Origin of the sequence: Kitasatospora sp. NPDC057518 (genome assembly GCF_042802075.1) — a bacterium.
In the GTDB taxonomy this organism is placed as follows: domain Bacteria; phylum Actinomycetota; class Actinomycetes; order Streptomycetales; family Streptomycetaceae; genus Kitasatospora.
Genome location: NZ_JBHVEU010000546.1, coordinates 1 through 5,357 on the forward strand (window position 1 = coordinate 1; position 5,357 = coordinate 5,357).

Here is a 5,357-nt window from a genome sequence, read left to right on the forward strand (position 1 = left end):
GCCGTGTGCGCCGCAGTCGGCCTCCTGACATGCCGTCCCCGCCCGGCGCGCGCTGGTCCGGGGAGGAGCGGCGCGGGCTTGCCGGGCGGCCACGATTCTCCCTAGGGCGCCACGGTGTCCGCCGCCGGCGGCTCCGGTTCGTCGTCGTCCGAGTCGGCCTTGCGCCGGACGTCGGCCGGGGTGGGAGCCGTGATCCCGCGCTCCTCGGCGGAGCGCTCGCGGGCCCCGACGATCCCGTCCGCTTTCGCCCGGACGTCGGCCGGGGTGGGGGAGGTGATCGAACGCTCCTCGGCGGAGCGGTCCCGCGTTGTCTCGTTCGGCTGGGTGCCCTTGTCGCCGGACTTCGTCATGGCGGGCTCTCCTTCGTGAGTCGTTGCCGGTGGGATACCTCGCGGGTGCCCGGGAACTCCGGGCCTGAACCGACGAAGGGCACCTGATCCGAGTCCCTTCGCCGTCCGGCCGCCGCCTGCACGGTGGATGCCGGGCCCTGCGGGGGCATGGCGGCCCCGCGGTGACGATCTCCGGTGCCGGGTGTTTCGGGTCTGGTGAGGTCGCGTTCAGTGAAGTAGCGAGCTCTGCCCGTCCTACTACCCTGTGCGCACAGGCGTGAGGATGCACGTGCAGCCGGCGCTGTCAGGTCGGGCCCGCTGTTTCAGGCGACGGCGGCCAGGTCGGCGCGGCCGAACAGCAGGGCGTAGCCGCGGGGTAGGTGGGCGAGGAGGCGGTCGGTGAGGGTGTCGTCGGTGAGAGTGGTGAGGGCGGCCAGGACGGAGGAGGCATCCCAGCGGGCGGCGGTGAGGCTGGTGCCGAGGGTGTGGGCGAGGCTTTCGACGAAGGCGGGGGCGGTGACGGGCGACGGGAGGGGGATCTGGGCGGCGAGGACGGCGCGGGCCCGTTCGGGCAGGGCTGCGGCGAGGTCGCAGCGTTCGTCGCCGGTGAGCTGGGAGCCGAGGAGGGTCAGGACGGCGTCGAGGGCGCGTTCGGCTTCCTCGTCGGTGGGGTAGCGGCCGAGGTTGCGGACCTGCTGGAGGAGGTGGCGATAGCGGGTCATGACCGTGGGGCCTTCCTGGGGCCGGCCGCCGGGCGGGCCGGCGGCGTGTGAGGGGTGGTCAGGGTCAGGGTCGTGTCCTTGCGGCCGGGCGGCCGAACAGCAGGTCGTAGCCGGGCGGCAGCTGGAGCAGGACCTGGTCCATGAGGTCGTCGCCGGCGGCGTCGGCCACCGTGGACAGGACGGCGCCGATGTCCCACGGGGCCGTGGCTTCGGTGGCGCCCTCGATCCAGGCCGCGGTCGCGCGGACGAACCGCTCGGTGTTGAGCGGCTCGGCGGCCTGCAGCGGGTTGAGCAGGATCAGGGCCATGGTCTCGGGCAGTCGGGCGGCCAGTTCGGCGCGCACGTCGCCGACCAGGTGGGCGCCGAGCAGGGCAAGGACCACCCGGGCGGCCCGCTCGGCCTCCTGCGGGCTGTCGTACTCACCGCGCTCCCGGACCTCCTCCAGGAACGCCTCCCATCGAAGCGTCATCGCGGTTCTCCCTCCGTCCCGAGGCCCGGCACGCCCGGGTGGCCTCAAGGCTCGACGGCCAAGCGCCGGTGCAGACCGGTCAGCTTGAGCAGCCGCACGACGCGGCGGCCGGCCCCGCGAAGGACCAGGCGGGCACCGCACCGGTCGGCCTGGGCGCGGGCCCGGACCAGGGCGCCCAGGCCCGCGCAGTCCATGAACGTCACCTCCGACAGATCCAGCACCACCTCCTGGTGCGACTCGAGCGCGGTGGCCAGAGCACGGCGCAGCGAGGGTGCGGCGTCGAGGTCGATCTCGCCGTGGGCTCGCACGATGAAGGGCTGGTTGCTGCTCTGGCCGTTCATGGCGTTTCCGCGTCGCTGCGGGTAGGCCGGCCTGACGGTCGGGGGGTGTTCCGGCCGCCCCTCTCGATCGAGGGGGAGAGATCGGGGGGCGGCCGGAACGGCATCGGGGATCGGGTCAGGCCCGGATCTGCTTGCGGCTTCCGCTGTGGCTGATCTCGATCTTGCGGGGCTTGGCCTTCTCGGCGACCGGGATCTTCAGGGTCAGGACGCCGGCGTCGTAGTCGGCGGTGATCCCGGCGGGGTCGAGGGTGTCGGAGAGCATGACCTGGCGGGAGAACACGCCGAGCGGGCGCTCGGACAGCTCCCACTTGATGCCCTCGCCGTCCTGGCGCGGGCGGCGCTCGGCCTTGACGGTCACCATGTTCCGTTCGACGTCGATGTCGATCGCCTCCGGGTCGACCCCCGGCAGGTCGAAGCAGATCACGTACTCGTCGCCCACCCGGTAGGCGTCCAACGGCATCGGCGTGGGACGCGACCAGGTGCCGGTCGTGTTGAGGAACTGCTGGGTCAGCCGGTCCAGCTCGCGGAACGGGTCAGTGCGCAGCAGCATTGCGAAACACCTCCATGGATCGAATGGGTGCCAGTGCGCTTCACCTGAGTCCTTTCTAGCGCGTCATCCATCCAATGACAAGTTGCCGCGTCGCCTATAGAGTGACGGCATGAGCGAGAAGTCCCGCAAAGCCGCCCCCGACGCCTCCCCACCGGTCGAGCCCGTCTCGTTCCTGGCGGCCGCGGCGGCGCTGGCCGCCATCGACGACGCCGTCCGCACCGCCCAGAACCCCGCGTCCCGGCCCCCGACCACCCCTGACGAGCACGGTGGCCCCGAGCAGGCCCTGGCCGCACTCGTCCTGCTGCGCGAGCTGCGCGGCCAACTCGCCGGCTGGGAGGCCGGCCTGGTGGAGAGCGCCCGGGAGGCCGGCGCCACCTGGGCCGACCTCGCCCACCCGATGGGCGTCGCCAGCCGCCAGGCCGCCGAGAACCGCTACCTGCGTCTCAAGCCCGCCTTCGCCGACGCTTCGCGGTCCGGTACCGGCGCGGAACGGGTCAAGGCCGTCCGCGACCGGCGGGCCGCCGACCGATCGGTCACCGTCTGGGCCCGCGACCACGCCGCCGAGCTGCGGGTCCTCGCCGCGCGGATCACCACGGCCGCACTCGCTCCCGGCGCCCGTCCTGCCCAGGCCGCCCTGACCGCCGCCCTCGGCGCCACCGACCCCGCCGACCTGATAGAGCCCCTCGCCGCCGTCCGCCCCCACCTCGGCGCCGGCCACGGCGACCTCGCCACCCGCCTCGACGCCCTCACCCACCACACCACCCAGATCCGCGATGACAGTGACCGACGCCGCGCCTGACCCTGTCGCCGCCGCCGAAAGGCGCTGGCAGGGCCTCCTGGACCGGATCCACGACCTCGAAGCACGAGTGGCCGCCACCACGAGCACCGTCAACGCCGCCCTCGACCACCACCTCGCCCGCCTCGACGCCCTGCGCCGGCACCTCGCCCACCCAGACTGGCCACTGCCCGCCCCCGATCCGGACAGTCACCCAACCGCGCCGACGGACAACGGGCCGGCCTGACGAGGCCGGGAACCACCGCAACCACCCCGGCCGTCAGAACCGGCTCCTGTGCATCTGTGCCCGCTGCGCCGCCCCGCTCTCAAGAAGCTCACGCCCTGTCCGTGGCCGTCCGGCCGCCTCGGCGTTGCCGTCGGCTCTCCGTGCCGTCGTTGGGCATCAGCGCAGGAGGGTCGCGAGGAGTTCGGCGATGGTGGGGCCGGCGTCGGCGGGGTGACGCAGCTGCTTGCTCGTGACGACGCTGTAGTGGTTGGTGCGACCGTGGCGTTCGTGGCTGAGGTATCCGGCCTGTTCGAGGTCGGCGATGATGCGTTGGACGGCGCGTTCGGTGAGCAGGCAGCGGCCGGCGATGTCGCGCACGCGGATGCCGGGGTCGCGGGCGATCTGGACCAGCACGCGGGCGTGGTTGGTCAGGAAGGTCCATTGCCGTTCGGTCGTCGTGCCGTTGTCCATTCCTCCACGATAGGACTCCTGTTTCACGACTGCTGATACACGACAGGAGATTCGTGCAATGGTTGACATGTCTGGCGGACGGGCGAACAGTGGAAGGGCCGCACTCCGCAGTGCTTCGCCGCGGATTCCCCGGCGGCTCTGCTTCTGGAGATGGTTCCATGGACCCGATGAGCAGGCACGGGCTGGAACGGCTCAGGTCCCGGCTGGTCGACTGCCTGGGGCCGCCCCGCGAGGGCGGTCGGGACCCCCGCACCTGCGGGGAGCCGCTGTGCCGGCAGGTGCGCCACGCCGTCACCGGCGTCGACGCCTACCTGACGGCCCTCGAAGAGGGCAGTCGCACCGCGGCGGGGCTTCACGAGCGGGCCCTCGACCTGTGGCAGGACCTCGAACGCATCGCGTCCCTCCAGCCCGGGCGGGCCGCCGTCGACGGAGGGGCCGGCGCGCCCGTACGGCGCGGCTCCCGGCCCGAGGAGTGGGCCGTTCCGCCCTGCCTGAAGGCGGAGACCGTCCGGGCCGGTGACGCCCTCGTGTGCTCCTTCACCGGGGACATGGTCCTGGACAGCGAGCCCGTCGCCGCCCGGGCCCTCGATGCCGCGCTCGTCCGGCGTCCTGCCCTGCTAGCGGTCGACCTGGCGGGTGTGGAGCTGTTCACCTGCACCGGGCTCAACCTGCTCCTCGCCGCCCGTCGGCGCGCGCTGGACATCGGCAGCCCCCTGGTGCTGGTCGCCCCCTCCGGGCGGACGCTGCGGGTGCTGGAGCTCACCGGGACCGCCGCGCTGTTCCCCGTCCACCCCACCGTCGAGGACGCCTTGCGGCACCGCCCGCTTCCCGCCCCGCGCCCCGACGGAGGATGACCATCCGGGCGGGACGGTTGAGCCGGCAGCGGACGGGCAGGCGCACGGTCGGCCGGGAAATCCCCGGCCGTACCGTGGGAGGAGGACCGGATGAGCATGGTGAAGGAGTCCGTGGACGTGGACGTCCCCCTGCACACCGCCTACAACCAGTGGACGCTGTTCGAGGAGTTCCCGCGCTTCATGGAGGGGGTCGACTCGGTGACCCAGCTGGACGACCGCCACAACCACTGGCGGACCAGCATCGGCGGCGTCACCCGTGAGTTCGACACCGAGATCGTCGACCAGCAGCCCGACGAGCGGATTGCCTGGCGGACCACCGGCGGCGACGTCGACCAGAAGGGCGTGGTGACCTTCCGGCAGCTCGACCAGGACCACACCCGGGTCGCCATGGCCATCGACTTCCGGCCCGAGGGCGTGGCGGAGCGGGCCGCCGATGTCACGGGTGTGGTCGACCGCCGGGTGAAGGGGGACCTGACGCGGTTCAAGACGTTCATCGAGGAACGCGGCCGGGAGGAGGGCGGCTGGCGGGGCCGGATCAGCCCTGGCTGAACCCGCTTCCGATCGTCCGCGCCACCGGCCGCCGGGACACCCGCCCGGCGGCCGGTCCACGCCCCGCGGTC

At 73.0% G+C, this 5,357-nt stretch carries 10 protein-coding genes; 4 read left to right on the forward strand and 6 right to left on the reverse strand.

Going from position 1 to position 5,357, the window contains the following annotated elements; translation table 11 throughout:
• Positions 1 to 101: 101 nt before the first annotated feature.
• The 5 genes from ACFU7Z_RS35625 to ACFU7Z_RS35645 form a co-directional block, all read right to left on the reverse strand.
• On the reverse strand, positions 102 to 350 hold the full coding sequence (locus tag ACFU7Z_RS35625; protein WP_049649652.1) for a hypothetical protein: 249 nt from the start codon (positions 348 to 350) through the stop codon (positions 102 to 104).
• 302 nt (positions 351 to 652) lie between these two features.
• Positions 653 to 1,051 carry a DUF2267 domain-containing protein gene (locus ACFU7Z_RS35630; RefSeq protein WP_074003007.1) on the reverse strand — a complete coding sequence of 133 codons (399 nt, stop codon included), beginning with the start codon at positions 1,049 to 1,051 and terminating at the stop codon, positions 653 to 655.
• A 64-nt stretch (positions 1,052 to 1,115) separates the two neighbouring features.
• Positions 1,116 to 1,520, reverse strand: a complete 405-nt coding sequence (locus ACFU7Z_RS35635) for a DUF2267 domain-containing protein (RefSeq protein WP_380782145.1) — start codon at positions 1,518 to 1,520, stop codon at positions 1,116 to 1,118.
• A 44-nt stretch (positions 1,521 to 1,564) separates the two neighbouring features.
• Positions 1,565 to 1,861 (reverse strand): STAS domain-containing protein, encoded by a 297-nt coding sequence (locus tag ACFU7Z_RS35640; protein WP_380782147.1) that lies wholly within the window; start codon positions 1,859 to 1,861, stop codon positions 1,565 to 1,567.
• A gap of 115 nt (positions 1,862 to 1,976) precedes the next feature.
• Positions 1,977 to 2,411 carry an Hsp20/alpha crystallin family protein gene (locus tag ACFU7Z_RS35645; protein ID WP_074003004.1) on the reverse strand — a complete coding sequence of 145 codons (435 nt, stop codon included), beginning with the start codon at positions 2,409 to 2,411 and terminating at the stop codon, positions 1,977 to 1,979.
• 109 nt (positions 2,412 to 2,520) lie between these two features.
• On the opposite strand from ACFU7Z_RS35645, the gene ACFU7Z_RS35650 reads away from it, so the two are divergent.
• On the forward strand, positions 2,521 to 3,210 hold the full coding sequence (locus tag ACFU7Z_RS35650; protein WP_380782149.1) for a type III effector protein: 690 nt from the start codon (positions 2,521 to 2,523) through the stop codon (positions 3,208 to 3,210).
• Positions 3,185 to 3,433, forward strand: a complete 249-nt coding sequence (locus ACFU7Z_RS35655) for a hypothetical protein (protein ID WP_380782151.1) — start codon at positions 3,185 to 3,187, stop codon at positions 3,431 to 3,433. The genes ACFU7Z_RS35650 and ACFU7Z_RS35655 overlap by 26 nt, the downstream gene beginning before the upstream one ends.
• 156 nt (positions 3,434 to 3,589) lie before the next feature.
• On the opposite strand, the gene ACFU7Z_RS35660 is transcribed toward ACFU7Z_RS35655, so the two are convergent.
• Complete coding sequence (locus tag ACFU7Z_RS35660) at positions 3,590 to 3,883, reverse strand: helix-turn-helix transcriptional regulator (RefSeq protein ID WP_380782153.1); 294 nt, start codon at positions 3,881 to 3,883, stop codon at positions 3,590 to 3,592.
• Between the two features lie 167 nt (positions 3,884 to 4,050).
• Between ACFU7Z_RS35660 and ACFU7Z_RS35665 the strand changes: the two genes are divergently transcribed.
• The gene (locus ACFU7Z_RS35665) at positions 4,051 to 4,737 is read left to right on the forward strand and encodes an STAS domain-containing protein (RefSeq protein ID WP_380782155.1); all 687 of its coding nucleotides are present in this window, start codon (positions 4,051 to 4,053) and stop codon (positions 4,735 to 4,737) included.
• A 90-nt stretch (positions 4,738 to 4,827) separates the two neighbouring features.
• The gene (locus ACFU7Z_RS35670) at positions 4,828 to 5,286 is read left to right on the forward strand and encodes an SRPBCC family protein (protein WP_049649659.1); all 459 of its coding nucleotides are present in this window, start codon (positions 4,828 to 4,830) and stop codon (positions 5,284 to 5,286) included.
• The last annotated feature ends 71 nt before the right edge of the window (positions 5,287 to 5,357 follow it).

Coding starts and splice junctions, on each gene's coding strand:
- ACFU7Z_RS35645 (WP_074003004.1), bottom strand. CDS start 2,411: ATGCTGCTGCGCACTGACCCGTTCCGCGAGCTGGACCGGCTGACCCAG.
- ACFU7Z_RS35655 (WP_380782151.1), top strand. CDS start 3,185: ATGACAGTGACCGACGCCGCGCCTGACCCTGTCGCCGCCGCCGAAAGG.
- ACFU7Z_RS35660 (WP_380782153.1), bottom strand. CDS start 3,883: ATGGACAACGGCACGACGACCGAACGGCAATGGACCTTCCTGACCAAC.
- ACFU7Z_RS35635 (WP_380782145.1), bottom strand. CDS start 1,520: ATGACGCTTCGATGGGAGGCGTTCCTGGAGGAGGTCCGGGAGCGCGGT.
- ACFU7Z_RS35625 (WP_049649652.1), bottom strand. CDS start 350: ATGACGAAGTCCGGCGACAAGGGCACCCAGCCGAACGAGACAACGCGG.
- ACFU7Z_RS35630 (WP_074003007.1), bottom strand. CDS start 1,051: ATGACCCGCTATCGCCACCTCCTCCAGCAGGTCCGCAACCTCGGCCGC.
- ACFU7Z_RS35670 (WP_049649659.1), top strand. CDS start 4,828: ATGAGCATGGTGAAGGAGTCCGTGGACGTGGACGTCCCCCTGCACACC.
- ACFU7Z_RS35640 (WP_380782147.1), bottom strand. CDS start 1,861: ATGAACGGCCAGAGCAGCAACCAGCCCTTCATCGTGCGAGCCCACGGC.
- ACFU7Z_RS35665 (WP_380782155.1), top strand. CDS start 4,051: ATGAGCAGGCACGGGCTGGAACGGCTCAGGTCCCGGCTGGTCGACTGC.
- ACFU7Z_RS35650 (WP_380782149.1), top strand. CDS start 2,521: ATGAGCGAGAAGTCCCGCAAAGCCGCCCCCGACGCCTCCCCACCGGTC.